Source organism: Enterococcus sp. 3G1_DIV0629 (assembly GCF_002141285.1).
Lineage (GTDB): Bacteria > Bacillota > Bacilli > Lactobacillales > Enterococcaceae > Enterococcus_B > Enterococcus_B lactis.
Window position 1 is genome coordinate 574657 of record NZ_NGLI01000001.1, and the last position, 24513, is coordinate 599169.

Below are 24513 nucleotides of genomic sequence, written 5' to 3' on the forward strand. Positions count from 1 at the left end.
AGGAGGGCTAAAATGTTTAAAAACGAATTGTCTCAAAATCGCTACAGAGAAAAATTACGCCGCTCTTTAATAAGCCAATTGGAAAGTCAGAAAACAAATATTGAGCCATTCTTAGATAATGTTGATCGTTATATCAGTTTATGGGAAACGGCGATATCACTGGAAGAAGATATATCCGAGAACGGCATTAGACTGGAGAATGGTAAAAAGAATGAATCAGTAGCGTTGCTTGTTTCTGTCAACAAACAAATGGGATTGATGTTGGATAAACTTGCCATTACTCCTGAATTGGTAGGTGAAGCAAATGAATCAATTCCTGAGTTATAAGCATATTGAAAATTGGTTCAAAGCTATAGAAGAAGGCACTATCAAGGTATGCAAAGAGCAATTATTGCTAAAAAAGTATCTAGAAGAAAGAGTCTTTACTAGAGAAGATATTTACTTCGATAAGCAAATGGTAGAGGATTCAATCAAGATACCAGCACAATACTTTCCATTTGAATTAATTCCGTGGGAAAAATTTCTACAATGTTTTATTTATGGAGTCCGATGGAAAAAAGATAAAACGCTAGTGTTCAATAGATATCTTTCATTAATGGGACGTGGTAATGGTAAAACTGGTTTTGCTTCTTGGAACAATTTTTTCTTGCTGACTGCAAAACACGGTATTAAAAATTATGATATTGATATTTATGCCAATAACGAAAGCCAAGCAAAGACTAGTTTTGATGATGTATTTAAAGTAATTAAAGATCATCCTGATTTAGATAAAAAAGTGTTTAAAGCTACGAAGGAAGTTATTCAAAATATCGCTACAAATAGCAAGCTTCGTTATAACACGGCAAACGCTAGAACAAAAGATGGTAAGCGACCAGGTGCAAACCGTTTTGATGAAATTCACGAAAATGAAGATTATTCAATGATAAATGTGGCTACTTCTGGTGGTGGTAAAATTCGAGATTATAGAGAATTTTATGATACAACTAATGGTCATGTTCGTGGTGGTCCGCTTGATGACATTATAGAAGAATCAAAAATGATTCTTTCTGGAGAACTTGGAATTGACAAGGATGGAGCAGAATTTTCTAGTTTGTTTCCATTTATTTGTCGCTTGGATAACGATAATGAAGTTGATGATCCCGATATGTGGGAAAAAGCTTGTCCGACTATTAATTACAATGCAGATTTAAAACGGAAAATGTTTCAAGAATACTCTCAAATGCAACGTAATGCTGGTTTAAGACTTACGTTCATGACAAAACGAATGAACAGACCTATGGAAGATACACGATTTGCTGTAGCTTCATATGATGATGTTCTTCATACGAAAGAAAAAGAATTTCCTGAAAAAATGGATGAAGTGATAGGAACAGTCGATTTTGCTGATAGACGAGATTTTGCCAGCGTTGGGTTGCTAGGAAAATATGATAAAGATGTTTATTTTACACAACATACTTTTATCCACGAATCAGCTCTTCGATTACAGAACATAAAACGAGAGGTTATAGATATTTCTATAGATCAAGGCAAATCACAAATCGTTCATGGGAAAAATATAGAAGCAGATTATATCGTAGGTTGGTTTCTTGAAATGAGTAATAAATATTACATTAAAAAAATCGCTATGGATATGTACCGTGCAAAAATATTGAAGCCCGCTTTAGAAGAAGCAGGTTTTACTGTGGAAATTGTTCGAAGCGGATCTGTTACACATGGTATGTTAAAAGATCTGGTTGATGACCTTTTTATTAATCAACGTTTATATTTTGGCGATGATGCAATTATGCGTTGGTATTGCATGAATGTATATGAAGAGCATATTTCTAATGGGAATATACGTTATGAAAAAATAGAACCTGAAACTAGAAAAACGGATGGCTTTTTTTCATTCCTTCATGGTTTGAATTTTTTAGATGATATTTATGATTCTGCTCCTGTAACAGTCACAAATAGCTCAGTAGAAAATACAGGAACTGGATTTACTCCTCTAGTATTCTAACTTGAAAGGAGGTGAGAAAGTGGGGATTTTTCAAAAGGCGGTAGGATACTTCACAAAAAAGGCGACAGTTTCTCTAGAAGATTATTATTGTAAATTGCAAGTTGATTTTGTGTATCGAAAATTTGCAATTGAAACTTGCATTGATTTAATTGCAAATGCGATGAGCAAAGCGGAATTCAAGTCATATGAAGATGGAAAAAATAAAAAGAATGATCTTTACTATAGGCTGAATGTAGCTCCTAATAAGAAAAATAATGCAACAGAATTTAGAAAAAAACTGATCAGGAGATTAATATTCTACAATGAAGTATTGATCGTTTCTCCGTCTAATAATTCTAGCGAAATATTTATTGCGGATAGTTGGGATGTCACAGAATATGCATTAAAAGATGATGTGTTTTCTCAAGTGCAAATTAATAACATAGTTCTTGATAGAGAATTTCTAGAAAGTGAGGTTATCTATATAAAATACGCAGATCAACAAATTAGGCAACTAGTCGATGCGTATTATCAAGCGTATGGGAAACTCATTTCTAGTGCTATGAATGTTTACAAGCGTTCTAACGCTCGTAGATACGTACTGAAAGGTGAGTTGTTCAGACCTCAAGACAACACCACTCAGGGAAAAATAAATGAAATGATGACCTCACAGTTCAAAGCATTCATGGAAGCGGACAATGCAGGGGCAGTATTCCAACTACAAAAGGAGTATGAATTGCTAGACTTCAGCGGAAACTTCCAAAGCAATTCAAGAGATATAAAAAACTTAATAGACGACATCTTTGAGATGACAGCAGCAGCGTTTCACGTTCCGAAAAACCTACTAAAGGGAGACATGAGTGGGTTATCGGATCAAGTGGACGCTTTTTTAATGTTCGAAATCATACCGATTGCTGAACTTATTCAGGATGCGTTTAACGCTAGTCTCTATGAAGCAGAAGAATACTTGTCAGGGAATTTTGTACGTGTTGATACAACTATGATCAAGATTACTAGCTTCAAAGATTTGGTTGACGCTATTGATGTAGGCATTAGAAATGGGGTATTTACAATCAACGAAGGAAGAGAACGCGTTGGAAATGATCGCTCTGATAAGGCGATGGCAGATGAAATATTTATAACTAAAAACAACCAACAAGTATCGAAAGGAGGTGAGGCGAATGACGACAATGAAAACATTTCTAGCAGTAAAGAATGAAGGCACAGTACCACAAATTTTTATTCAGGGATTTATTGGTTCTAGTTGGTTCTTTGAGGGGAATACTGACAAGGGAATCAAAAATATTTTGGATAGTCTAGGTGATCAAGAAGAAATTGAAGTGGTGATTAATTCAAATGGTGGCGACGTATTCCAAGGGATTGCTATTGGGAACTTACTTAAGTCAAATAAAGCAAAAGTTAACGTTGTGATTAACGGCTTAGCCGCTAGTGCTGCTTCAATTATCGCGATGGCTGGCGATACTATAAAAATTTACAACAATGCACAATTGATGATTCACCGCGCTTCCACATATGGAGAAGGAAATGTCGATGACTTCCGCACGATTGCTGATCAATTGGAATCAATTGATAAATCGGTAAAGGCTTCATATAAAACACGATTCAATGGCACAGATGAAGCATTGCAAGAACTTCTTGAAAAAGAATCGTTTATGGATGCAGAAACAGCTTTGAGTTATGGATTGGTCGATGAAATTATCGATGCAGAAAATAGCGCAGGTACTGAAGCTAAAAAAGAACAAAGCGTTGAAGAAATTTTGAATGACGTTGAAGAAAAAAGAGCAGAAAAAATTGCTGCATTTACAGCAGCATTAAATAAAACATTTGGACAAGGAGATGCAAAATAATGACAGTTAAAAATTTAAAAGGTGTAACAGCTGCAAGTGACCAATTGATGAAAGCTTTTAAAGATGGTAACGAAGAATCTTTTAGCGCAGCTATGGTAAGCTTATCTAAGGAAATTCAGGATAAAATTTTAGAAGAAGCAACAGCAAAAAATCAAGATCAATTAGTATTAATGAACCGTGGTCAGCGTGTATTAACTACACAAGAAACAAAATTCTATAACGAAGTAGTGAATAACGAAGGTTTTGCAGGGGTCGAAGAATTAGTGCCAGCTACTGTATTTGAACGTGTGTTTGAAGATTTAGAACAATCTCATCCACTATTGCAAAAAATTACTTTTGTTAACACAACTGGTGTAACAGAATGGATTGTGTCACGCGGAGTCAATCCAGCATGGTGGGGTAAGCTTTGCGAAGCTGTTAAAAAAGTTTTAGATAATGGCTTTGACGTAATTAACATGAAGCAGTTCAAGCTATCAGGTTATATTCCTGTATGTAAGGCAATGCTTGACTTAGGTCCAGTATGGTTAGATCGTTATGTCCGTACTGTTTTAGTAGAATCATTGAGAATTGCATTAGAACAAGCAATTGTTGATGGTACTGGTAAAGATATGCCAGTCGGAATGATGCGTGATATGAGTAAACAAACTAGCGGAGAATATGCTGAAAAAACAGCAGAACCTATTACAGCTTTAGATGCTGCAACTATGGGCGGTTTGATGGCACGACTATCAAAATTCAATATCGAAGGTGTAGATGATCCGATTTATCGTAATGTGAATCCTTCTGATGTGGTCCTAATTGTGAATCCAACTGATTACTGGTCTAAAGTATTCCCAGCTAAGACTGTACTAACTGCTAATGGAGAATATGTACAAGTATTGCCAGTACCAGTTTCAGACTTGCAGTCAACAGCTGTGCCAGAAGGAAAAGCAGTTATTGGGGTAGCTTCAGATTACTTTATGGGTGTAGGATCTACGCTGAAAATTGAAGCTTCAGATGAATACCATTTTGTTGAAGACGAACGCATTTATCTAGCTAAACAATATGCAAACGGTCAACCTAAACGTAACGATAGTTTCATTGTATTAGATATTAGCGCTTTGGGAACTACTACTACAACTACAAAACCAACAACCACAACAACTACAACACAAGCGTAGGTGATCAGAATGAAGTATATTCTTTGTCAGCCGGCAATCAATCGGTTTAAATGGGAGCTTGAAGTTTGTTTAACTAATCTGAAGAAACTAGGAATCAAAGATATCGTATTGCTTTTCAGCAGACACGATGATCAGATTCCTATTTTTTTTGAGAAGGAATATGGCGTTGAAGTTCATGTGTACGATGATCTGCGGGACGACAAAGAGTATATTCCTTCGATTAAACCATATTTATGGTGGAAATATTTAGAAGAAGATCATTCGCGTGAGGACGACCGATATTTCTATATCGATTCGGATGTCATTTTCAATAAAAGAATTAATTTGCGCAAATTGCCTTCTAAAGATGATGTTTGGTATTGTAGCGACTGCTGTAGTTATCTAAGTCTTGATTATATTAGAAGCTGTGAAAACGGAGAAAATATTCTAAAAGATATGGCAAACATTGTAAATGTTACAGTAGAATCTTTGGAAACTATAAACACTAATTCAGGAGGCGCACAGTGGATTATTAACCGTCCTAAAGCGAATTATTGGAAAAAGGTTTATCTAGATTCTAATCGGCTATATCGCTACCTTAGAGGGCAAAAAACAAATATACAAATCTGGACAGCCGAGATGTGGGCACAGCTTTGGAACATGATGTATTTCAATATTGGTCCTAAAGTTCACGAGGAATTAGACTTTTGTTTTGCTACTGATCCAATAGAAAAAGTTAAAGAAGTAAAAATCTTGCACAATGCTGGAGTAACAACAGCTGACGAAGATTTATTTTTCAAAGGGAGATATGTGACTTCCACGCCTTTTGATGAAGATTTATCATTTGTAAACAAGAAAAAATGCTCTTACGCATATGTTAAAGCAATTAAGGCGGTGGTTAGATGACGCCTGAACAAGTGACTGAAGAATTGCTAACAGCTGTGAAGGATAATATTTACGTTACCTGGAACGAAGAAGATGAGTTAATTAAAAAGATGATAGCTAAAAATGCTGTTTATCTTCAAAGTAAAGTGAGTACAACTCTTTCTTTTTCTCCTGAAAGCTTAGAATACGGATTGCTAATCGAAAGATGTAGATACGACTGGAATCGTGCTTTAGATGAGTTTGAACAAAATTTCGCTAGTGAGTTATTAGGTTTCATTCAACATTATGCGCTACAAGAATATATTGCAGGTGATGGGAATGGCGAATAATCGTAGACTCGAAGAAACGTTCAACGATGGTTGGTTAAAGATTTTGACGCAAACCACAAAAAGAAATGAATTAGGAAAAAAAATTGGTGTAGAAGATACAGAAATCACTTCTTTAAAATTTAGAAATCTTTCCATGAGAGATAGTGATATAACATCTATGGATGCGATGGGATCGAAATTAACTAAGAAAGTAAAGACTCCATTTCATCCAATCGCCAAGAAATTTAATAAAGATCAATATTTTATCGTAATCGATAGTATGCGTTACAACGTTATCTATGCCGATTACGATAATTTTTATATCTATTTTTATCTTGAAAGTGTGGGTGAATATGGTGATTGATAATTCTAAAGAAAAAGAACGTTTAAATAAGCAAATTTCTGCTATCAAAACTTCCTTAGAAGAACATTTTAAGCTCAAACTCTTTCAAGACTCTGTTGGCGAGGATGAGCTACCTGATGATTTTAATTACTTCATTCTCGAAACAGGAGAAATAGAAATGATCACTGAACCAAAATATAGCGTGGGTCAAAATCTATATCTAACTTTCTATTCAGAAAATAGAGAAGATTTAACAGGAGATTCACTAGATATTATTTCATTGATTCAAAATCGTTCGATTCGTTTTCAGAGAATGGATCCCAACCATTTAAAACTAGAAAATCAAGATCGCTATATCGATCAATTGGTATTTACGTTTAGACGATTATTGAAGAGTGATTGTCATGGCTAAAAATAGTTGGGAGCTAAAAATAAATGGACATGATGAACTTCTTGTGCGGATGGAACGCTATTCAAGCGAGAGCGAACGACTGATTAACGAAGCATTGAAATCAAAAGGTTCAGATATTGCAGTGGATAGGATTACGGAAAAAATTCCTGTTTCTGAAGCAGATTTAAGAAGAGGACACCAACACGCAAAAAATAGTCGTCCACTTAAGACTCAATATATTAATTTGGGTTTCATCATTAGACCTACAAGAAAATTTGAGTATTTAAAATATCCTGATTTGGGGATAGGTACTTCTAAAAGAAATCAGCCAGACGAATTCATGAGAAGAGGATTAGGTCTTGCACTTGATCCGATTACAGAACTTCTGATTCGTCAATTCGATAAATTAAATAAATAGGAGGAACAATAATGGCTAAAACAACAACTGTAGTAACAACGTTCGATAACGTGAGTATCAAACGAATTGCTTTTAATTTTAAGAACGCAGAAAATGCAATCGCAACAGATTGTAATGGACAATTAGATGGCGAAACAGAAATGCAAACGGTGGTTAAAAAATGTGGAGCGACAGAAGTAAAATCAAAATCTAAACCAATCAATATGACGGTAACAATTACTGCACATGTACCGATGGAAGTTTATCGACGTTTCAATGGATTGAAACAAGATGAACGTATTAAACCAGGCATTTACTCTTACGGTCCTGATTCCGTAGGCGAAGATTTCTCACTTGCTGCAGAGATCGTGGATGACTTCGAAGAAAATAGCAAGTTAGTTGGTATGTTAGCATGCACTTCAAATACAGGATTAACATTCTCTATTGAAAATGGCGCGGATGAAGTAGCTGCGTTAGAACTAGAAACAAAAGTTATGCAAGATGAATTTGGTAAATTCTATCATGAAGCAATTGTTGCAGAACTTGAAGAAGACTTAACAGATCAATGGATGACAAATCTATCTGCTGATGTGATTAAAAAGAGTTCAACAACCACTACTACAACGACTACAGAAGCACCCTAAACCGCCCCAAAATCTGACAGCCGTTTATGATGCAGAGAAAATGACTGTCACTGTAACTGCGGACTGTCCAGATGGGGCGACAAGCGCAAGAGCTTATAAAGACGGTCGAAATTTTGGGACAGCTTATATTGTGGATGGAAAGGTTACTAAAACATTTGCAGAAATATCAGAAGGAGACACTCATGTTTATGGTTTGAGTGTTTTTTATGATGATGTGGAATCTGAAATCGCCGAAATTGAATTCACAGCAATCGTTGAAACAAAAATACTCACGGTTGATGAATATGTACCAGGTACCAGTACATGGGTAACTGGTACATATCAAGGGACACTGGTAGAAAAAGTAGGTCTGTATATTAACGGCGAGCGGATTTATTCCGTGCCAATTAGTCAGGCTGATCCACCAAACTTTGAATATTACAGGAAAGGCTTGTTAGCAACAGATGTTGTGAAAGTCTATATAGCTGACAAAGACGATAAAGAACTAGACCAAGCAGATGTACCAATCAAACAAGAAGAAAAATTGGAGGAAGCAAAATGAACGAAGATTACTCAAAAATTGAACTAAACGATGGAACAATTTTGAATTTAGAACCTAAACTGAATATCAAGAAATTATTGATGATCAATAGAGATTTTAACACAGACGAGTTTGCAAAAATGACTGTGGGAAAAGGATCCATGGATATTTCTGTTATTCAAGGTGCAAAGGCTGTGTATATTGCTTACCGCCAAGCGAACATGACTGATTATATTTCATTCGATGAATTTATCGATAAATGGGATTTTGATATGGCTACTGCCAGCTATATTTATCAATTGATGATGTTCAAACAAGCACGAGATGCCTATCAAAAAGAATTCGAAAAAGCAAATAAGGAAAAAAAGCTTCAAAAGTAAAAATGCCAAAGCTCTTAGTTGAAACGTGGGTCGATGTCTATTCGATGTTGACCGACGTTTTTTCTATGCCTTCAGATTTGGTTTTAAGCGATATCTGTTTAGATGACATTTTGCAAATGGCTTACAACAAGAGTGCTTATGAAGGATGGAAAAACTATGCAATAAACCAATCCCAGAAAAACTAAAGAAAGGAGGTAAAAAATGGCTAAAAAGAGAACAGAAGCAGAAGTAACTTTCATAGCTAACGATGACGGATTGAAATCTACGTTAAAAGAAATCAGTGCTGAATTAACTAAAAATAGAGCAGAATTAAAACTAGAACAAGCTCAATTACAACAGACTGGTTCTGAATCAGACAAGTTAGGAAGTAAATTATCTTCTTTAGAAAAGCAGTATGAATTACAAAGTCAAAAAGTTGAAGTAACTAGTCAACGTTTAGCCAATGCCAAAAAATATTATGGAGAAAATTCCACCGAAGTTCAGAAACTTGAGAGAGAACTGATTAATCAACAAACAGCACAACAACGTTTGTCAAACGAAATTGATAAAACGAGTAATGCCCTAGCTCAAGCAAAAGGCGAAATACAGACGTACGAGTCTACAATGCAACAGTTGGACAGTGAACAGAAAAATGTTCAAGCTAGTGCTTCTCTGATTGAATCCGAATACAAAAAATGGCAAGCAACTACTGGTCAATCAGCTTCTGAATCCGAGAAATTAGCGAAAGCCCAAGAATTTGTTTCTCAACAATCTGAAAATGCGGAGAAAACGATAGATATCCTAAGACGACAGTTAGAAGCTACACAGTCTGAATTTGGCGCTACATCCACAGAAGCAATGCAGATGGAAGCGAAGCTTAATGATGCTGAACGTGAATTTGAAGAGTTAGGACAAGCTGCTAAAAATGTAGATACAACTAACTTGGACGATATCGGAAGCAAAATAGATATGAATAATTTAATGGAAGCTTCTGACGTTTTAAGCGACATTGGCGATAAGCTTACAGAATTAGGGAAACAAGCAGTGGACTCAGCTAACAGTGTAGGTAGTTCCCAGAGTAAGATACAAGCTAATTTTGGTTTGACTAAACAAGAGGCTGAAGAATTAACGAATGTAGCCAGAGACATTTATTATAAAGGTTTTGGAGAATCGTTAGATCAGTCCACAGATGCATTGATTTTGGTAAAGCGTAATTTAGGCGATTTAAATAATCAAGATTTACAAAATATCACGGAACAAGCTATGGTCCTAGAAAACACCATGGGCGCTGATATGGATGAAACGTTACGTGGTGTAAATGGTTTAATGGTCAATTTCGGCTTGAGCGCTCAAGATGCAATGGATTTAATGGTTTCGGGTACTCAAAACGGTTTAGATAAAACGCACGAATTAGGCGACAATATGGCAGAATATAGCCAATTATGGAGTCAAATGGGATATTCAGCTGATGAAACGTTCGGAATGCTTCAAAATGGTTTAGATGCGGGTGCTTATAACCTTGATAAAGTCAATGACTTAGTTAAGGAAATGGGAATATCGTTAACAGATGGTCGATTTGAGCAAAACATGGATATGTTTAGTGAAAGTACTAGAAAAGCTTTTGAAGAGTGGAAAAATGGCGGAGGAACACAAAAAGACGTTATTAATTCCATGATTCAAGATTTTAGCAATATGGATGGTCAATACGACCAATTAAATAAAGCTTCGACAATTTGGTCTGCGCTTGGCGAAGATAATGCGATGAAAGTTGTCCAATCTTTAACTGATGTTAACCATACATTTGATGATGTTAGTGGATCTGCACAAAAAATGAATGAAGATTCTACTACTCCGTTGCAAGAGTTGAACGGGAAAATAGCTGAATTAAAGGATTCATTAGCTCCTATAGGCAACACAATCATAGATGCACTCGAACCAGTAATTGATTTTCTAGGAAAGATGGCTGATGCGTTTAATAATCTTCCACAACCAGTACAGGATTATGCCGTAGCAATTGGCGGATTGACTGCTGCATTTACTTTATTAATGCCAATAATAGTTGGCTTCATGGCTCTAGGTGGTCCTACTACATTAATAATAGGAGCAGTTATTACTGCTATCGCTGGAGTTATAGCAATTATAAAAAACTGGGGCGCAATCACTGACTGGTTTAGTGATTTATGGAAAAAATTCACCGATTGGTTGGGCGATACCTGGAAAAGCATAAAAGAAGGTGCCTCATCAGTTTGGGATGGAGTCAAAGAAACCTGGTCTGGATTTGTAGATTGGGTTCAAGATATTTGGCAAGGTGTTTCTGATTGGTTTGGAGAGTTATGGAACGGATTAGTCGAAGGGGCTTCCAATATCTGGCAAGGAGTCCAAGAGACTTGGAGCGAGTTTGTTAGTGATGTAAAAGACTTATGGAAAGGATTAACTGAATGGTTTAATAACTTATGGGAGTCTTTAACCGAAGGCGCATCAAACATCTGGCAAGGAGTAAAAGAAACTTGGCAGAATTTTGTTGATTGGGCAGCAAATGTTTGGGATGGCGTTAAAAAAGTTTGGTCAATCATATGGGATGATATTGTGGGTATTGTGCAAATCCCATGGACATTCATCACATCAATTATTCAAGCGGCTATTAATGTTATCGTAGGTATTTTTGATGTAGCTAAACAGCTATTTTATGTAGCGTGGCAAGCTGTTTGGACTCCTATTTCTGAGTTCTTAAGTAATACATGGAATAGCATGACAAATTTCCTAACGAATACATGGAATAATATCATTACTACATTGCATAATGTATTTGATCCTATTGTGACATGGTTTTCCAGTATATGGGAAAACATACAAAATACATTAACAATGGTGTGGAATAATATTCTAACTGTATTAACAAACACTTGGAATACTATTTCTCAAACGGCAATTGCAATCTGGCAACCTATTCAAGATTTTATTATTAATTTATCCCATGCTATTTTGGATGGAATTATAAATATTTGGAATAGTGTTGTTACTTGGTTGACTGGTACGTGGAATACAATAGCAAGTACAGCTAGTACCGTATGGAATAGTATAAAGCTTATAGTTTATAATCTAGTCCAATCAACAAAAGACGGTATAATCAGCGTGTGGACTGCCATCACAAGCTGGTTAACTGATAAATGGAATGCTATCAAGAATAGTGCATCAAATACCTGGAATAGTGTGACAAGCAGTATAAGCAATGCTACAAATGCAGCAAATAGTGTAATTCAAAGCGTTTGGAATAGTATATCTTCGTGGATTAGTGGAATTTGGAACGGTATCAAAAATACTGCTTCAAATCTTTGGAATGGAATTACAAGTACCATTAGCTCTAAAGTAAACGATGGAAAAAATGCAATTTCAAGCGGTTGGTCAAACCTAACAGGTATTGTTTCCGGCATATTCAATAATGTTAAAAGTACGATTGCTAACATATGGGAAGGTATCAAAAAGACTATTAGCGCTCCAATTGATTGGATTAGGAATGCAATCAGCGGAATGTTTAATAATCTGAATATTTCTATACCACATATTCCGTTACCACATTTTAAGTTGAGCGGGGAATTCAATCCATTGAAGGGAAAAATTCCAACGTTGGGTGTTGATTGGTACGCGAAAGGTAGTGTGTTTAATTCTCCTAATATCATCGGTGTTGGTGAAGCAGGACCTGAAGCAGTTTTACCTTTGAAAAAATCTGTTCTGCAAGAAATTGGTGATCGTATCTTGAGTAGCACCTCAGTTTCATCTAGGGCACAAACGATTCAACCTGTGAACAACTACGAATTCAATTTCACAATTGATGGTAACGCAGATGAGGTTACTATGAAGCAAACAACTCAACAAATCATTGATAGCATTACAAAAGTTCAAAATGATAATGCTTCGGCATGGCGTTAAACAGGAGAGTATTTCTCCTGTTTTTTTAGTATTAAAAAGGATGTGAAAAAATGACTGATTGTATACATTCTATAATCGATGGATTTCCTGATTATTTGCATAAATTGGCTTTAGCTGAAAGACCAACCATACCTTCTCCAAAAAGACAGAGAGTTGAAACTTCTGTTTTAGGTAGGTTAGGTGGCTTAGTACAAGATTACTCGTTTGAAGATATGTCGTTTACATTGCACTATAACTATTTAGAGGATGTGGAAGACCATCAAGCGTTCAAGCAATCGTTTTATATCATGCGTCATTGGTTAAACTATGCAAAGAAATTAGAATTCTCTGATGATCCCAACGTCTATTACGTTATCCAGACTATCGATATTGGGGATGCAGAAAACGATATCGTTGAATGGGGAGAGTTTGATGTAAATATCACTGCGAAACCATTCGCAAGAGTTCAAGAAGATGTACCAATAACCGTAGATAAACCACAGTCATTTAACTTGCTGAATAATAGTTTAGAAGAAAGTTTTCCAAAGATTATCATCACTCCTTCAGCTACTTCATGCCAGTTCATCTTAAATGATTATGTGTTTAGTTTTGAAGGCTTAGTAGTAGGAACTGACGTAGTCATTGATAGTGATTTGATGCTTTGCTACGAAGAGCAATCGGACGGAGATATTTTAGATCGGTCCAACAAAATGAAGACCATGCAATATCCGACATTGCAAGTGGATATTAATTATTTTAATTGTACTGGTTTGAGCAAAATACAAATTTATCGTAATGGGTTAAGGTAGGTGAAATAGATGATCGATAATTTAATAACTATTTATGATAAAAACGACGCGAATAATTTAGCTGAACATTTATATGATACGCAAGGTTTAGGCGCTTTGTCAGACTGGTTAACAGCTACTGTTAGCAATAAATTAAACGGAGCCGAGATATTTCAGGGTACTTATCCAATAAGCGGAACTAATGCAGATTTGATTGTAGAAGGACGTATTATTCAGTGTTATGTAGATGAAAATCGAGCAAAACAGCGTCTACGGATTTATTATGCAAAGACTTCTGTAATAGGCAATACGATAGAAGTAAAAGCTGAACCTATTTTCAATGATATAAGAAAATCGGTGTTGAATAAATATGACAGTGGAACAGAAAAGATCACTGCTACTCAGGCATGGCAAAACGCAAAAGCTTTAGCGAAACCAGCTATTCCTTCACAGTTTTCTTTCACATCATTAGTAGATACGCTTGCTAATGTGAAGATAGAAAAGGCGAATTTTTTAGAATTCTTTGGCGGAAAAGAGGGATCTATTCTAGATCGATTTCATGGTGAATTTCTAAAAGATAATAACACATTACGTCATGAAAAAAGGCTAGGTACGGATCATAAAATCAAAGCGATTTATACTAAAAACTTAACTGGTCTTGACTTAGAGATAGATGCTCAAAGTGTTTTAGTTGGAGTTTATCCATTCATTAGCAGCTCTTCAGAAGGAGAAGAAGAGATCACTCTACCAGAAGAAGTCATTTTCACGGATTATGTGGATGATTATCCTGCTGGATATGTTTCTTTTGTTGATTTTAAAGACAAAGCAACTGATGTAGCCACATTAAGGGAAGCTGCTAAAGACTGGTTGAAAACAAACATAGATAAACAAAAACCACAAGTGAGTGGTTCGATTGAATTAGTACCATTGAGGCATCAAAGAGGCTATGAAAAATTTGTTGATCTAGAAAAAGTTTCGATGGGTGACGGAGTAGATGTGTATCATCCACAGTTAAAAGTGAATATGTCAGCGAGAATCGTGGAATATACGTTTAATGTTTTAACTAATTCATACGATAAATTAGTTGTAGGAAACGTCAAAACAAACTTCTTAGAAAATACAGAGAATAATGTAAGCAATTTGATTAATGATGCCATTGATCAAATGAAAAATGGTGGCGGAATCAGTGATTTAATCAATGATATTGTAGATCATCAAACTGATATGATTACTGGTCAAGATGGCGGCTATGTTTTATTAGATCCTAAAGAAGCACCTAGTCGTATTTTGATTATGGACACGCCAGATAAGAATACCGCACGGAATGTTTTACAAATTAACAATGCTGGTATTGGTTTCTCTAAAACTGGTATTAATGGAACGTATGACACCGCATGGACGCTAGATGGCGGATTCAATGCCTCGTTTATTACAGCTGGTGAGATAGTAGGGATTACTATTAGAGGTACTACATTAATTAGTGATGGCACTGATTATAGAACAAGTATTGCCAATGGCAAAATGACTTGGTATTCAAAAAAAGTTAACAAAGATATTATGGAGCTAGAAGCACGTGATTATGTAAGTGCTGATGCCGGTATTGTATCATACACTATGAAAACTGGTGGTGGTTTCATGATTAGAAATCCACAGGGAAATTTGGTTTTTAGTACGTGGGATAATGGCAATAACAAACCGTTTCTATCTTTTGGTGCGCCCAATTTCAGGTATAGCAATGCTAGTTATATAACTGATGGCGACGGTAGTTCTTTAAGCATTAATGGTAGTGCGGGTAGTTCATGGGAGTTTAAAGTAGCTGGCAGGACTATGAAATTTACTAGTGACGGTATGCTAACGTTACCGGGTTGTTTTTTTGGTTCATGGGAAGATGGGAAACTTGCTAGGTTTGAACAATCAACGGTACAAGTATATAAAGATTTTACTGTTAGAGGTACTAAAAACTCAACCGTACCAACAGAACATTATGGACAACGACTATTGAACGCTTATGAAACGCCAGAATATTATTTCGCTGATTATGGGGAAGCCGTTACAGGTGATGATGGTAAAGTTCGTGTTGATATTGATCCCATGTTTGCTGAGACAGTAAATCTAAGTCGGTATATGACACATGTGACACCTACAGAACTAGTTTTGTGTGCTGTTACTCATGAAGATATTGACCATTTCATCATTGAAACTAGTAAGCCAAACGTATTAGTTAGATGGAATTTAGTGGCACACCGTCTAGGGTATGAAGATATTAGATTAAAAGAGGATACAGCATATGATAGCACAGTGCTTGACCAAAAACGTTTTTAAAACGAAGACAAGGAGGTATATAAATGGCTAGCAGTTTATATAATTTGGCTCTAGATTTCAGCAAAGAATTAAACTACACCAAAGCTATTGTGGCTCGTCAAGGTGACAAAGGAATTACGGTGACTGTTAAACCATTTTTAAATGGCTTACAGATGGATACGAGTGGTGGAACATTTACTTTAAAAGGAACAACACCATCTAACCGTTACGTAGATAGTGTTGCAACTAGCGTAACTAGTGAAGAAGTCACATTTTCTCTTGATGGAACATTTATGAGTGAAGCAGGATACTATAAACACTGCTACGTAGAATATAGAAAAGATAATCAAATTTTAACGACGCAAGATATCATTTTTTTCTCACTAGGAGTGTCTGACATTTCGCAAGGCCAAGCCGATGAATATGTTTCGCAATTGGAAGAGTTGATTCGAAAGTATAATGAAACTTTTGATGCTTTTATGGCTGAAATTAAAGGTAGAGTGGATAGCTTAAATAAACAGATTACTGATTTAACTGGTCAAGCTAAAACACTACAAGACAAGTTAGATGCTCTGAAAGAAGAAATTTCTAAGTTAGGTAACTTACAAGTGATGTACAGTAACAGCATTGACTTCGGGGACTATGATTATAGTGGTAATCCGAATTTAATGCGAAAACTTTCTTTTGAAGATTGGGACCTAATGGGAGAGGGCATCACTAAAGCAGATGTTAACGGGAATTATGTAAGCTTTGATTTTAGTAAACATAGTGGTGATATGAATGTATATGCTGGTAATGGTCACAAACTCTCACTGTTAGAGCCAAATAAAAGTTATACATTAACAGCAGAAGTTAGTACTGATGTATCGTGGGAAGGACGTATTAGAATGAGTTACCGAATTAATAAGGCCGGGAATGAAGGAGCACAAGGTACATTAATTGGTGACGTAATCAACCCACAAGCTGGTATCTGGTATAAACTTACAACGATGGAAGGTAATCATATTATACCACCAGTAATAACTAATCATAAATCTGTTTGGTTACAAGCTAACTTATCTAATACTAATTTCAAGGGAAAATTAAACATCCGTTACACTATAAAGATTGAAGAAGGCGAAGTATCAACACCGTATCATCCTAACTTACTTGATGACCCTTACTGGCTAGGTAAAACATCGTTGGGTAAGAATATCCTTAAAATAGACACAGTGAAGTTTCCAATCCAAAATAGTGAATATATGCCAGCAGGTTTTTATCTTAATGAACCATATATATTAGGTCAAACCTATACTTTTACGATGAAAGCGTCCAAACCAGCTACTCAAACGTTTGGTATTTATTTACGTGCGGGATCATTAGGCGCTGGGAACATGACCCCTATAGAAGGTTTGACTGATGTTTGGCAACTCACATTTAAAGTAACACAAGCACATATTGATGGTGCGGCTAATGCATTGAATATTTTTCAATTGCCACAATCAACGAAAGGAACAGTAAAAATTGAATGGGTAAAACTAGAAAAAGGTGACACCCGAACTCCGAATATTAGTGAGTATAAATACCGAGGAATCGGCATGCGAGACTCAAACAATCCAAAAGATTATGTCTGGGATCTAGCACCAGAATATGTCGAAGACAATCTGGCCACAGATGTTAAAATTTCTGAAATCACAGGTAAAGCAAACAATTATACCGATGGGAAAGTATCGCAGATTAATTCGCAGTTGACTGCTTCAATTAATGAAGTAGATACCACAGCTAAGGATGCTCAAACAAAAGCGAATGCTAATGCGACCGCTATAAAGAGTACGAATAGTAGGGTTGATGAGATAGAGAATAAAATGCCTTTGTACGCCATTTATGGTGAAGGTGCAAATCTTTCTAAAGTTTCTGGTGGTACTAAAATACCTATAGGGGCTCTTATCGCTACGGATTTTGCCCACAATTCTAGTGATTTACCTTACACGATAGGTAGTGATGGAAATACTTTAACAGCAACTAGAGATTGTGTTTTATTTTTCGAGGGTTCTGTAAAACTTCATGGAGATAACACATTAAAATACGCCTATGTAAAAATCAGGAAAAATGGAAGTGATACGAATTTTACTAACTTGGGTAGTAGCGTGAATTTCAATTATATGACTACTCAAGCTGGTCAGTACGTCCACACTTTAGTTACAGGAGATAAGGTAGAGTTTACTATAGAAACAGCTGCTGGAGGAATCATGTTTGCAACACAACTATTATCCTTAAAAATATCAGAAGTAAAACCTGTATAAAATACGAATTTTGCTACCAACACGCTCAAAGGAGGGTGTTTTTTATTTTGCAATGAAAAAGGAGTGAATGCTACAGCATGGAAAAATTATTGGAGTCGTTGCTTTCAAATCCTGAACAAATAAGTTTTGCAGTATTGTTTGTTGGTTTGTTTATTTGGGTAATGAAACAAAATAATGAGAGGGAAGAAAGATATCAAAACACGATTGACAAGTTAACAAATGCTTTAGGAGATGTGGAAGATATCAAAAGCACTGTGGAAAAAATCCACGAAAAATTAAAATAAAAGGAGGTGAGATTATGGAAAAAGCAATTAATGAAATTATTGGAACGGGCGTAATCATAAGTCCAATAGTAATGATTTTAGTTGAAGTAATGAAGAAGCCAAAACTAATCCCCTCACAATGGTTAGCACCAGCTGCTTGTCTTGTGGGGGTTTTGTTTGCAGTTGTTTTGGCAGTGACATATCCCGAACTGGGATCATGGCAGCAATTAGCACTTTCTGGAATTGTTGCTGGAGGCATTGCAAGTGGTATTTATACACAAACTAAATTAAAAAAGTAGGAGGAAAAACATGAAAAAGAAAATTTTTGTAGGAGCCGTTGTGGCTCTTTTTTTGTTGCCTGTGAATGTGTTTGCTGCAAAAAATGATCAGGGTGTTGATTGGTCGATTTATCAAGGGGAGAACGGAAGATTTGGGTATGCTCATGATAAATTTGCTATTGCACAAATTGGTGGTTATAACGGAGCTGGTTTATATGACCAATGGACCTACTCCACGCAAGTTGCTTCTGCGATTGCTCAAGGTAAACGAGCGCATACCTATATTTGGTGGGATGTGTGGGGATCTCAAGCGATTGCTAAACAAACGATGGATTATTTCTTGCCAAAGATTCAAACGCCTAAAGGTTCAATTGTAGCGATTGATTTTGAAGGCGGAGCATCTTCTAATAAACAAGCAAATACGGATGCCATTCTTTATGGTATGCGTCGAATTAAAGCAGCAGGCTATACTCCAATGCTTTATTCAGGCAAGCCGTTCTTATTGGCTAATGCTTATTATCAGCAAGTAATCAAAGAGTTTCCAGACTCGCTATGGATCTCTGCTTATCCTGATTATAATGTAACACCAACTCCTAACTGGAATATTTTCCCATCGTTAGACGGTATTGGCATCTATCAATTTACCTCAACTTATATTGCTGGTGGATTAGATGGTAATATCGATTTAACTGGTATTACAGATAACGGTTATACAGGTTCAGATAAACCAGCAACAGACACTCCAGCAACGGATGCAGGGGAAGAAGCTAATGATACGCCAAAATCAGAAATTAAAGTGGGGGACACTGTGAAAGTGAATTTCTCAGCGAAAAACTGGGCAACTGGAGAAGCGATCCCACAATGGGTAAAAGGAGAAAGCTACAAGGTTCAACAGGTAAACGGCAACAAAGTTTTACTTGCAAATATTTTATCTTGGATTGATAAATCAAATGTAGAAATCTTGCCAGATTCTACAACTGTTCCAGATAAACCATCAGCTGCTATCCAAACTCATGTTGTTCAATATGGAGAAACACTATCTTCAATTGCTACAAAATATGGAACAACGTATCAAGCACTTGCTTCGTTAAATGGACTAAGCAATCCGAATATGATCTATGCTGGACAAGTTCTAAAAGTGAGAGGAACAGCAAGTGTTACTAGAACATACACTGTTCGATCAGGCGATAATTTATCATCAATCGCATCTAAGCTAGGTACAACGTATCAAGCACTAGCACAGCGCAATGGATTATCAAATCCTAACTTGATTTATCCAGGACAAGTACTATCATATTAAAAAATATCCCCTCAATTTTGAGGGGAGTACATACTTAATCTTTATACCTTTCTGGATCAACGAAAGTATACTTCAAATAGTCATAACGCCGATGATCGCTTCGTGCGTCCGGTACGTCAGTCACGATATCAAACAAAAAATATACATCTTTCTTCATTCTAGTTTTTGCAGCAGGAATTTTGAAATAGTTCTTATTAGAATAGTAGAGATTGATTAATAAGCTATCTTCGATTGCTAAAAAGAAAACTTCTGAATTCCATACTTTATAAAAATCTTTGATAAATCTATTCGAAGGATCGAATTTAAACCATAATTGTGTTTTTCCTTCCATTAACATATAAAGTTCACCTCGAAAAGAGTATACGAACTAATGTTCTTTTTGTAAAGTAGGAATATCATTGATAATATGGATGGAACATATATATTAAAAAGTGTTCTTTTTGAATGCTATTTTGAATGCCATTTTCATTCATTTAAAGAAAATAAGCGAAAATAAAAAATGCTCAAACCCTTATAAAATAAGGATTTAAGCATCTAGCGAAATCTGCTGAAATCTCACAATGGAGACGGCGGGAGTCGAACCCGCGTCCAAACACATCGCCACTTAAAAATCTACGTTCATAGTCAACTCATTTGAGGTTTCGCTTTACAGCTTGCCGAGTGACAGGCATTCTGTATCGCTAGTCTGATACTCTCTTTTTCAACTTACAGACGGAAAGTTGAAACGTATCCCACTAAAGTTAGGACCCTTACTCGAGCACATGGGCGATGCCGAGAGGATCTACGCTAACTGTTTTTAGGCAGCTAAAGCGTAAGAGTTGTTTTCGTTTTTAGCAGTTATATTTAACTGTAACGTTTTTACGTAGACGTAACCTACGAAACGCAATTCAAGCTCGACTGTGCCTGTCGAATCCGTAACGTCCCCGTTAGCTAACAAGGGTTACGTGTATTTTTCATACAAAATCAGTATAGCACATTTTGGGATAAATTCAATAAAAAAGCGGATGATACCCCATTATTTATATAAAAACTGTCCCTTTCTTAAGAAAAAATAAGTGATTTTTTTTAGAAAGGGTCCAGTTCCGAAAAAATGTCCTTAAATCAGATCAAAATGCTTCAATGCGTGGACAATCCCGCCTTCTGTATTTTTCTTTGTGATGAAAGTAGAAAGCTCTTTTAATCCATCATAGGCATTTCCCATAGCGATTTTGTTGTCGCAAGCTTCCAACAAGGCAAAATCATTCGGACCATCGCCAAATCCAAAAGTAGGAACTTCTTCTAATTGAAGTTCTTTTTTCAGTCGTTTGACACCTGCGCCTTTTGAGATTCCTTTCTTCACTGTATCAATCGAGTAAGGACCATTCCGATAAAAAGTTAGCTCAGGAAAATGTTCATGATAGTATTCGTCACCCGATTGAGATAAGATAAGTAACATATTTACTGTATTGTCTTTAAAGCCTAGAGGATCTATTTCCGGCACATCTGAATGGATAAAGTCATAAGCATCGATCATTGTTTGGCTATGACCGGTACACCAGATTTTTTGGTCGTTATAGTAAGAAAGTTCGTGCCCATTCAACTGTACATGATCATACATTTTCTGACATTCTTCTGAAGAAAATGTTTGAGAGTAGATTTCTTCACCGTTTACTCGAATGAAAGAACCGTTCATGGTGACCGCAGAAGTAATGCCCGCATCTTCCATGATCGAGTGGATTTCTGCTTCTGTACGTCCTGTGGCGATGACGGGAAGAACGTTGTTTTCTTTTAATGCATTCATAGCTTTTGCCACTTCGGGTGTGATTTTTGACTTCGCATCTAGTAATGTTCCATCAAGATCAAAGAAAGTGATTGCACGATAATTTGACACAAATAAAACTCCTTTTTTATTGGAATAAGTTTATCTTAACAAAGAATGAACAAAAGACAAACCTTTCGTGAAGAATTCCTGAACATATTGGTTCAGTCAACAATATAGAGTATACTATAAGAAGAGAATTTAGGAGGGAAAGAATGATTTTTTTCAGTATTGGTATCTTATTCTTAATAATTGGCAGTCTTTTTCGGATTCTGCCCTCAAAAGGAAACCTGCCTTTTTATGGGTACCATTCGCCTCTTGCCGCAAAAACAGACGCTCATTGGCGTCTAGCACAAAAGACAAGCGGGAACTGGTTTTTCCTTATGGGCTTACTGATGACATTGATCGGTTATTATTTAAAGACGTCTGGACATACGAATTATTTTTTGATTGAAATGCTATTATTGGTATTTCCAATTATGCCCATTTTTATTATGACAGAAAAAAAATTACAGAGATATGACCTGGAAACTGGAGGGAACGATAATGAATATTTTAATGATTGAAGATAATCAATCTGTTTCTGAAATGATGCAGATGTTTTTCTTAAATGAAGGTTGGGAAGCAACCTTCAAGTATGATGGAAAAGAAGGGCTCGACGCCTTTTTAGAAAACCCCCAACATTGGGACATGATTACATTGGACTTGAATTTGCCTACAATGGACGGCATGCTAGTAGGAAGAGAGATCCGCAAAGTTTCAAGCACAGTGCCGATTATCATGCTGACAGCTAGAGATTCTGAAAGTGATCAGGTGATTGGCTTAGAGATGGGGGCAGATGATTATGTGACGAAACCTTTCAGTCCGCTGACGCTTATTGCTCGAATGAAAGCTTTACATCGCCGTAGCGAGCTGGCAGAAGCAAGAGAAGAAGCAGCGGTTTCAGATGATCATTTTGATATTGAGACCAGTCATTTCAAGATGAATACGAAAACACGAGAAGCATATCTGGACAATCGGCCCATCGAAGGCTTGACGCCTAAAGAATTCGATCTATTGTTTACTTTAGCAAAAAAACCACGACAAGTATTTTCTCGGGAACAGTTGCTTGAACTAGTCTGGGATTACCAGTATTTTGGTGATGAACGGACAGTAGATGCCCATATCAAGAAATTGCGTCAAAAAATTGAAAAAGTCGGACCACAAGTTATCCAAACTGTTTGGGGAGTCGGCTACAAATTTGATGATTCTGGTGTTGCCTAATGCGTTATTTGTATCAGCAACTCTTGGCTTTTTGTGGAATGGTCGCGTTGATCTTATTGATCGTCGGAGTTTCTTTTACGCAACTGACAAAACAGACGATTGAAGAAAACAATTATCAGCAACTGTTTGGATACGCTGAATCAGTTGAAAAGACAACGCAAACCTATGCCGATACACTTCCGCAGTTTAGTCAAGATCAGGCATTTCAAAATGCGTTGCTGTTGACGGAGCAAGTACTGACAGAACAAAATGTGAATTTTATATTCATCGACAAAAATGAACGTGTCATTTATCCGACCAATACAGCATTGCTGAATTTTACCTTAACAACGGATCAATGGAAAAATCTGAGGAGTGGGCGTCAAGAGAAATTCACATCGAATAAAAACATTTTAGGGCAAGCACAGGCGACCTCTTACGCACTTGTACCATTCAATTTGAATCATGAATTCTATGGAGCACTTGTAGTCAGTCAACCTGCGCGGAATATCGATAACAGTGTTCGTCCAATTACACTGAACCTGTTCAAAGGTTTTATTTTTTCCAGTATTGTGGCGGTCATTGCCAGTTATGCTTTTGCAGCATTCCAAGTCAAGCGGATCAATCGTTTAAGGAATGCGACGAAAGAAGTGACGAATGGCAATTTTGATGTACAGCTTCCCGTACATGATAAAGATGAATTTGATGAGTTAGCAGATGATTTCAATAAAATGACGAATTCACTGAAAGAATCTCAAGCAGAAATCGAAGAACAAGAAAATCGTCGAAGACAATTCATGGCAGATGCTTCCCATGAGATGAGAACACCTCTTACGACAATCAACGGTCTTCTGGAAGGGTTGGAATACAATGCAATCCCTGAGAATCAGCGAGAAAATGCGATTAAATTGATGAAGAATGAAACAGAGCGTCTGATCCGTTTAGTGAATGAAAATTTGGATTATGAAAAAATCCGTACGAATCAAATCAGTATGGTCATTAAAAAATTCAATGGTACAGAAACATTGAGAAATATTGTTGCCCAGTTAGAAGCTAAAGCAGAGGCAGCAGGGGATACGTTAACATTGAAAGCCGATGATGATATCGATGTTTACGCGGATTATGACCGTTTTGTCCAAATCATGGTCAATATTATTCAAAACGCGATACAATTTACCGAAAACGGCCAAATCATGGTTACCCTGGAAAAAGGTTATCTTGAAACGATCATCACAATCGAAGATACGGGAATTGGAATGTCTGAACAACAAATGAAAAGTATCTGGGATCGCTATTATAAAGTAGATCCTTCAAGAAAAAATACAAAATATGGTGAATCAGGATTAGGTTTACCAATCGTGCAGCAGCTTGTTCGCCTGCATAAAGGAAAATTAGAAGTAGAAAGCGAACTAGGAAAAGGAACGAAATTCACTGTTCGTTTGCCTGACGTAGAAATCAAAGAAGAGTAAAAAAACAAGTGATATAAAAGATCATGAATCGATCTTCTATATCGCTTGTTTTCT

Annotated in this window: 25 protein-coding genes, 1 other RNA gene and 2 pseudogenes; 25 read left to right on the forward strand and 3 right to left on the reverse strand. The window is 36.4% G+C overall.

The features are described from left to right. Nucleotides 1-12 precede the first annotated feature (12 nt). From A5816_RS02925 to A5816_RS03025, 22 genes and pseudogenes are all read left to right on the forward strand, one after another. Complete coding sequence (locus A5816_RS02925; protein ID WP_002286538.1) at nt 13-327, forward strand: P27 family phage terminase small subunit; 315 nt, start codon at nt 13-15, stop codon at nt 325-327. Next, the gene (locus A5816_RS02930; protein WP_086310662.1) at nt 305-1999 is read left to right on the forward strand and encodes a terminase TerL endonuclease subunit; all 1695 of its coding nucleotides are present in this window, start codon (nt 305-307) and stop codon (nt 1997-1999) included. The genes A5816_RS02925 and A5816_RS02930 overlap by 23 nt, the downstream gene beginning before the upstream one ends. A 19-nt stretch (nt 2000-2018) precedes the next feature. Further along, nucleotides 2019-3197, forward strand: coding sequence for a phage portal protein (locus tag A5816_RS02935; protein WP_086310663.1), 1179 nt, complete (start codon nt 2019-2021; stop codon nt 3195-3197). After that, nucleotides 3160-3846, forward strand: coding sequence for a head maturation protease, ClpP-related (locus A5816_RS02940; protein ID WP_002334510.1), 687 nt, complete (start codon nt 3160-3162; stop codon nt 3844-3846). The genes A5816_RS02935 and A5816_RS02940 overlap by 38 nt, the downstream gene beginning before the upstream one ends. Continuing rightward, entirely contained in the window at nt 3846-5006 is a 1161-nt protein-coding gene (locus A5816_RS02945; protein WP_002318250.1) for a phage major capsid protein, read from the forward strand. Before A5816_RS02940 ends, A5816_RS02945 begins: the two co-directional genes overlap by 1 nt. 9 nt (nt 5007-5015) lie before the next feature. After that, nucleotides 5016-5891, forward strand: coding sequence for a hypothetical protein (locus A5816_RS02950; protein ID WP_086310664.1), 876 nt, complete (start codon nt 5016-5018; stop codon nt 5889-5891). Continuing rightward, nucleotides 5888-6199: a hypothetical protein gene (locus A5816_RS02955; RefSeq protein ID WP_086310665.1), complete on the forward strand. Its 312-nt coding sequence runs from the start codon at nt 5888-5890 to the stop codon at nt 6197-6199. Before A5816_RS02950 ends, A5816_RS02955 begins: the two co-directional genes overlap by 4 nt. After that, entirely contained in the window at nt 6189-6542 is a 354-nt protein-coding gene (locus A5816_RS02960; RefSeq protein WP_002318247.1) for a head-tail adaptor protein, read from the forward strand. Before A5816_RS02955 ends, A5816_RS02960 begins: the two co-directional genes overlap by 11 nt. Further along, the gene (locus A5816_RS02965; RefSeq protein WP_002318246.1) at nt 6532-6933 is read left to right on the forward strand and encodes a hypothetical protein; all 402 of its coding nucleotides are present in this window, start codon (nt 6532-6534) and stop codon (nt 6931-6933) included. The genes A5816_RS02960 and A5816_RS02965 overlap by 11 nt, the downstream gene beginning before the upstream one ends. Continuing rightward, entirely contained in the window at nt 6926-7330 is a 405-nt protein-coding gene (locus A5816_RS02970) for a hypothetical protein (RefSeq protein WP_002319774.1), read from the forward strand. Before A5816_RS02965 ends, A5816_RS02970 begins: the two co-directional genes overlap by 8 nt. An 11-nt stretch (nt 7331-7341) precedes the next feature. Beyond that, nucleotides 7342-7953, forward strand: a complete 612-nt coding sequence (locus A5816_RS02975) for a phage tail protein (RefSeq protein WP_086310666.1) — start codon at nt 7342-7344, stop codon at nt 7951-7953. 40 nt (nt 7954-7993) lie between these two features. Then, nucleotides 7994-8494 (forward strand): immunoglobulin-like domain-containing protein, encoded by a 501-nt coding sequence (locus tag A5816_RS02980; RefSeq protein ID WP_086310667.1) that lies wholly within the window; start codon nt 7994-7996, stop codon nt 8492-8494. Next, a complete protein-coding gene (locus tag A5816_RS02985; protein ID WP_002286510.1) occupies nt 8491-8853 on the forward strand; it encodes a hypothetical protein in 363 nt (120 codons plus the stop codon). The genes A5816_RS02980 and A5816_RS02985 overlap by 4 nt, the downstream gene beginning before the upstream one ends. 2 nt (nt 8854-8855) lie before the next feature. Further along, complete coding sequence (locus A5816_RS02990) at nt 8856-9038, forward strand: hypothetical protein (RefSeq protein WP_002305377.1); 183 nt, start codon at nt 8856-8858, stop codon at nt 9036-9038. Nucleotides 9039-9054: 16 nt separating this feature from the next. After that, a pseudogene (locus A5816_RS16685) lies at nt 9055-11214 on the forward strand (phage tail tape measure protein); the annotation flags it as partial. A gap of 120 nt (nt 11215-11334) precedes the next feature. Next, a pseudogene (locus A5816_RS16690) lies at nt 11335-12759 on the forward strand (phage tail protein); the annotation flags it as partial. A gap of 50 nt (nt 12760-12809) precedes the next feature. Further along, nucleotides 12810-13547 (forward strand): phage tail protein, encoded by a 738-nt coding sequence (locus A5816_RS03000; RefSeq protein ID WP_002305373.1) that lies wholly within the window; start codon nt 12810-12812, stop codon nt 13545-13547. Between the two features lie 9 nt (nt 13548-13556). Further along, nucleotides 13557-15848 (forward strand): phage tail spike protein, encoded by a 2292-nt coding sequence (locus A5816_RS03005; protein WP_086310669.1) that lies wholly within the window; start codon nt 13557-13559, stop codon nt 15846-15848. 23 nt (nt 15849-15871) lie between these two features. Then, nucleotides 15872-18109, forward strand: coding sequence for a BppU family phage baseplate upper protein (locus tag A5816_RS03010; RefSeq protein WP_086310670.1), 2238 nt, complete (start codon nt 15872-15874; stop codon nt 18107-18109). A 77-nt stretch (nt 18110-18186) separates the two neighbouring features. Continuing rightward, nucleotides 18187-18393, forward strand: a complete 207-nt coding sequence (locus tag A5816_RS03015; RefSeq protein WP_002325375.1) for a BhlA/UviB family holin-like peptide — start codon at nt 18187-18189, stop codon at nt 18391-18393. A 14-nt stretch (nt 18394-18407) separates the two neighbouring features. Then, nucleotides 18408-18671: a holin gene (locus tag A5816_RS03020; protein WP_002325376.1), complete on the forward strand. Its 264-nt coding sequence runs from the start codon at nt 18408-18410 to the stop codon at nt 18669-18671. A 10-nt stretch (nt 18672-18681) separates the two neighbouring features. Continuing rightward, the gene (locus A5816_RS03025; RefSeq protein WP_086310671.1) at nt 18682-19950 is read left to right on the forward strand and encodes a LysM peptidoglycan-binding domain-containing protein; all 1269 of its coding nucleotides are present in this window, start codon (nt 18682-18684) and stop codon (nt 19948-19950) included. 34 nt (nt 19951-19984) lie between these two features. Here A5816_RS03025 and A5816_RS03030 read toward each other — a convergent pair whose 3' ends face one another. The 3 genes from A5816_RS03030 to A5816_RS03040 all read right to left on the reverse strand — a co-directional run bounded on the left by A5816_RS03030 (nt 19985) and on the right by A5816_RS03040 (nt 21820). Beyond that, the gene (locus A5816_RS03030; protein ID WP_086310672.1) at nt 19985-20287 is read right to left on the reverse strand and encodes a DUF5960 family protein; all 303 of its coding nucleotides are present in this window, start codon (nt 20285-20287) and stop codon (nt 19985-19987) included. Between the two features lie 221 nt (nt 20288-20508). After that, nucleotides 20509-20875, reverse strand: a transfer-messenger RNA (tmRNA) gene (gene ssrA, locus A5816_RS03035). Between the two features lie 171 nt (nt 20876-21046). Next, a complete protein-coding gene (locus A5816_RS03040; RefSeq protein WP_002290402.1) occupies nt 21047-21820 on the reverse strand; it encodes a Cof-type HAD-IIB family hydrolase in 774 nt (257 codons plus the stop codon). 143 nt (nt 21821-21963) lie between these two features. Between A5816_RS03040 and A5816_RS03045 the strand changes: the two genes are divergently transcribed. Genes A5816_RS03045 through A5816_RS03055 form a run of 3 tightly spaced genes read left to right on the forward strand, consistent with a single transcriptional unit; the run spans nt 21964 to nt 24459 of the window. Continuing rightward, the gene (locus tag A5816_RS03045; RefSeq protein WP_002290403.1) at nt 21964-22314 is read left to right on the forward strand and encodes an SdpI family protein; all 351 of its coding nucleotides are present in this window, start codon (nt 21964-21966) and stop codon (nt 22312-22314) included. Further along, on the forward strand, nt 22295-23011 hold the full coding sequence (locus A5816_RS03050) for a response regulator transcription factor (protein WP_002290404.1): 717 nt from the start codon (nt 22295-22297) through the stop codon (nt 23009-23011). Before A5816_RS03045 ends, A5816_RS03050 begins: the two co-directional genes overlap by 20 nt. After that, nucleotides 23011-24459, forward strand: coding sequence for a HAMP domain-containing sensor histidine kinase (locus tag A5816_RS03055; RefSeq protein WP_002290405.1), 1449 nt, complete (start codon nt 23011-23013; stop codon nt 24457-24459). Before A5816_RS03050 ends, A5816_RS03055 begins: the two co-directional genes overlap by 1 nt. Nucleotides 24460-24513 lie beyond the last annotated feature (54 nt).

Coding starts and splice junctions, on each gene's coding strand:
- A5816_RS02925 (WP_002286538.1), top strand. CDS start 13: ATGTTTAAAAACGAATTGTCTCAAAATCGCTACAGAGAAAAATTACGC.
- A5816_RS03050 (WP_002290404.1), top strand. CDS start 22,295: ATGAATATTTTAATGATTGAAGATAATCAATCTGTTTCTGAAATGATG.
- A5816_RS02980 (WP_086310667.1), top strand. CDS start 7,994: ATGACTGTCACTGTAACTGCGGACTGTCCAGATGGGGCGACAAGCGCA.
- A5816_RS02945 (WP_002318250.1), top strand. CDS start 3,846: ATGACAGTTAAAAATTTAAAAGGTGTAACAGCTGCAAGTGACCAATTG.
- A5816_RS02985 (WP_002286510.1), top strand. CDS start 8,491: ATGAACGAAGATTACTCAAAAATTGAACTAAACGATGGAACAATTTTG.
- A5816_RS02930 (WP_086310662.1), top strand. CDS start 305: ATGAATCAATTCCTGAGTTATAAGCATATTGAAAATTGGTTCAAAGCT.
- A5816_RS03055 (WP_002290405.1), top strand. CDS start 23,011: ATGCGTTATTTGTATCAGCAACTCTTGGCTTTTTGTGGAATGGTCGCG.
- A5816_RS03005 (WP_086310669.1), top strand. CDS start 13,557: ATGATCGATAATTTAATAACTATTTATGATAAAAACGACGCGAATAAT.
- A5816_RS02955 (WP_086310665.1), top strand. CDS start 5,888: ATGACGCCTGAACAAGTGACTGAAGAATTGCTAACAGCTGTGAAGGAT.
- A5816_RS02975 (WP_086310666.1), top strand. CDS start 7,342: ATGGCTAAAACAACAACTGTAGTAACAACGTTCGATAACGTGAGTATC.
- A5816_RS02960 (WP_002318247.1), top strand. CDS start 6,189: ATGGCGAATAATCGTAGACTCGAAGAAACGTTCAACGATGGTTGGTTA.
- A5816_RS03030 (WP_086310672.1), bottom strand. CDS start 20,287: ATGTTAATGGAAGGAAAAACACAATTATGGTTTAAATTCGATCCTTCG.
- A5816_RS02940 (WP_002334510.1), top strand. CDS start 3,160: ATGACGACAATGAAAACATTTCTAGCAGTAAAGAATGAAGGCACAGTA.
- A5816_RS02990 (WP_002305377.1), top strand. CDS start 8,856: ATGCCAAAGCTCTTAGTTGAAACGTGGGTCGATGTCTATTCGATGTTG.
- A5816_RS02950 (WP_086310664.1), top strand. CDS start 5,016: ATGAAGTATATTCTTTGTCAGCCGGCAATCAATCGGTTTAAATGGGAG.
- A5816_RS03000 (WP_002305373.1), top strand. CDS start 12,810: ATGACTGATTGTATACATTCTATAATCGATGGATTTCCTGATTATTTG.
- A5816_RS03020 (WP_002325376.1), top strand. CDS start 18,408: ATGGAAAAAGCAATTAATGAAATTATTGGAACGGGCGTAATCATAAGT.
- A5816_RS02965 (WP_002318246.1), top strand. CDS start 6,532: ATGGTGATTGATAATTCTAAAGAAAAAGAACGTTTAAATAAGCAAATT.
- A5816_RS03015 (WP_002325375.1), top strand. CDS start 18,187: ATGGAAAAATTATTGGAGTCGTTGCTTTCAAATCCTGAACAAATAAGT.
- A5816_RS03010 (WP_086310670.1), top strand. CDS start 15,872: ATGGCTAGCAGTTTATATAATTTGGCTCTAGATTTCAGCAAAGAATTA.
- A5816_RS03025 (WP_086310671.1), top strand. CDS start 18,682: ATGAAAAAGAAAATTTTTGTAGGAGCCGTTGTGGCTCTTTTTTTGTTG.
- A5816_RS03045 (WP_002290403.1), top strand. CDS start 21,964: ATGATTTTTTTCAGTATTGGTATCTTATTCTTAATAATTGGCAGTCTT.
- A5816_RS02970 (WP_002319774.1), top strand. CDS start 6,926: ATGGCTAAAAATAGTTGGGAGCTAAAAATAAATGGACATGATGAACTT.